The sequence below is a fragment of the Micromonospora sp. 4G55 genome (genome assembly GCF_016803375.1).
In genome coordinates, this window is sequence record NZ_JAEVHN010000736.1 from 1 (window position 1) to 2,872 (window position 2,872).

Below are 2,872 nucleotides of genomic sequence, written 5' to 3' on the forward strand. Positions count from 1 at the left end.
GCCCGCTTGCGGGCCGCCTTGATCTGATAGAGCGGAATTCGGCAACTGTTCGCGCTGCCCCGGTGTCGTGTCCCGGCTGATGCTTTACCTGCGTCCCACCTGATGCTTGACAGTGGCCGCGTTCGGCTTCTTGATCGCGTGATGTTTGCGCATCGCGAGATCAGGGGGCCGGGATTGGCGCTGGTGCACATGTCGGTGGTGGAGCAGCGGTATCGACGGTCCTCGCGGTGAAGGCCGGGGATCGGGTCGGCGAGGTCGCCGCGCGGATGGGGGTGACGCGGCAGAGCGTTCACGCGTGGCTGCGTCGCTATGACGAGGGTGGTCTGGCCGGGTTGCAGGATCGGTCGCATCGGCCGGACTCGTGCCCGCATCAGGCGTCGCCGGAGGTGGAGGCGGCGGTGTGTGAGTTGCGGCGGGATCACCCGCGCTGGGGTGCGCGGAGGATCGCGTTCGAGCTGGGCCGTAACGGCTGCCCGGGTCCGGTGCCGTCGCGGATGACGGTCTATCGGATCCTGGCCCGGCATGGGCTGCACGTGGCGGTCAAACGTCGCCGTGGCCGGGCAAACCTCTCAGGCTAAACCCCCGAGGCTGCGCCTCACCACTGATCAGGATCTTCATGAACACCAGGAGCTGTCCGCTACCGACCATGGCCACAACCAACCCAAACAGCTGGCCCCACCAGCCAAAGGGCCGCCTCGGCCGCGCGGCCACCGGCATGCCAGGACTGTCGCCGGCGCCAGCCTCAGCAGAGACCACGGCGTGCAGCATAGGGTCGCCCGCCTTTCGGTGGCCAACCTTGCCGATGCCGATGCGCCGCAAGCCGGTCACGGACCGCCGGTGCGCACGACAGGGACCGGGTCGGCGGTGATGGCAGAGCAGGCATGACCGACGTCGGGCGATCAACAAGGCGCAGATAGCCTTAACGGTCATGCCCGTCCTGCTACCACCTGCAAGGCCGCGCTTACACCAACCACATCAAGCCGGGCACCCGACGACTTTGCCAGGGCCCTGGGTGAAAAACTTCGCGGTACGGCGACAGCCTTGGCGGTACGGTAGCCGACTTGACTGCATCCTCATCAGTCACCAGCGCTTGACGCTCCGTTCTGACGAAGGGAGTATACGAAACGGCGATGCCCTTCCTGCGCCCCTCGCGGTTAGCCTCGGCACAGCCGCACGACGACAGGGGCAGCCGTGGACGTTTCCCGTGACATGTCGAGGCACCACGAAGAATCCTTACGCGAGCTCCGCTATCTAGTCGCGGGCGTCGACGCGCTGGGCTCATCGACCGCGACAGTCGCGACCACCCTCGACCGCCACCGATCTACCACAAGCACCAGGCTGTCCGAAATCAGCGACTACGTGTGGCAGATGACTCGCCTGGCCGAGGCCCAACTGCAGATACAACGCGAGATCGCGGAGTCACTGCGGTCACCGCTCGGGACGGCAGCAACCGAACTTCTCATACGAGCCACGTCGGCAGCCAAACGTCAACTGTGGCAGGAAGCCGTTCGCGACTACGACATGTCGATCGAGCGAAACTGGGACCAGCCGGAGGCTCATCTGGGCCGAGGCTCGGCCATACTCGGTGCAATAAGCGTCGGGGAGCGGCCGGTCGACGGGCTGACCGATGCCGCCGACTCCTTCCAACGAGCGCTCAGATATGGCGAGCAGACCAAGCCGGCGATCGCTGTGCGAGCCGTCCAGTTCGCCGTCGCGGTTCGTGACCGCCTCGGTCAACGGGACATTGCCGACAGCATCCTCAGAGATGCTGTCGAGCGTCTGCGCCAGTCCCCGGAGCTTGCCTTCTCGGCCGGACTGCGGTTCCGTGCCGTCGAGTACCTTGACCGAGCGATGATGCTCGATCCGACGCTCGCGGCCGACCCGTCCTGGTCGGCGCTTCCCATTGCGGCACCCGTGGTGGAGCGCTTAAGCAAGGCACAGCAGGCCGCTGTGAAACGTGCCATCGCGGCCTTGGACGGCGCGGAGGAATACGGCTACCACAGCGACGAAGAGGTCGCCAGTGGCAACGATCTGCCGTCACGGCTGAACACCTTGCGCCGCCTGGCTGGCGAACTGAGCGATGCTCGACAGATCCTGTCTCGGCCATCCGCTGAGGAGGAGGCGAGCCTGGCGTGGGTCAACCAGCTCGATAAGGAAATCGCCATGGTCGACAGGCCTGCAGAAGCCGAGCAGACCCGACGCGCGGACTCGTCAGACTGGCTGACCTCGAGCATCGCAGGAGTCGTCGTATTCTGCGCCGGTAGCGTCGTGCTGAGCCTGGTGGCAGGCAACGGCGACGGATCGCCGCCGAGGTCACTGCCGATACTGTTGATCGTCGTTGCCGGCATTATCGTCGGTTGGCCGCTTGCCAAGAAGCACAGGGCGAACAGTTCCACGGACGACCACACCTCACTGGAACGATCGCTCCAAGCTGAGCGCTCCGACCACGACGCGGAGCGGGCGAGCCATGAGGCTGGTCGTCTGGCCACCGCACGAATGGTCAGCCGAGCTGCCGACGAGGTGACAAAGCTCGCTCGTCGGTCACCCGACGCGTATCCGATCTAGCGATCTTTGGTCGTAAGCGACCAAAGATCGCTAGGACGCCGCACCGTCGTTTACTTCTGCACCTGGCGGATCTCGCCGCCGCCGCCCTTGCGCACGTCGGCGATCTCCGCGTCCGTCCGCGACCTGTACTCGCCGCCCTGACGGCCGTCCCCGTAGGACAGCACCCACACGGTCGCACCTCGGCGCCTCGCGCCGCAGTTTCAGCCCACCGTCGTCCCCCCTACTTCCGTGCACCTCGGCGGTCAGCGCCGCCACCAGCGTCTTGCGGTCCCGGCCGATCGACGCGGCGATCCGGTCGGCCGCCGCC

Annotated in this window: 1 protein-coding gene and 1 pseudogene; both read left to right on the forward strand. The window is 66.3% G+C overall.

All coding sequences use genetic code 11. The features are described from left to right. Positions 1-189: 189 nt before the first annotated feature. Positions 190-566, forward strand: a pseudogene (locus JNW89_RS33285) (helix-turn-helix domain-containing protein); the annotation flags it as partial. Positions 567-1,191: 625 nt separating this feature from the next. Then, positions 1,192-2,565 (forward strand): hypothetical protein, encoded by a 1,374-nt coding sequence (locus JNW89_RS33290; protein WP_238452061.1) that lies wholly within the window; start codon positions 1,192-1,194, stop codon positions 2,563-2,565. The last annotated feature ends 307 nt before the right edge of the window (positions 2,566-2,872 follow it).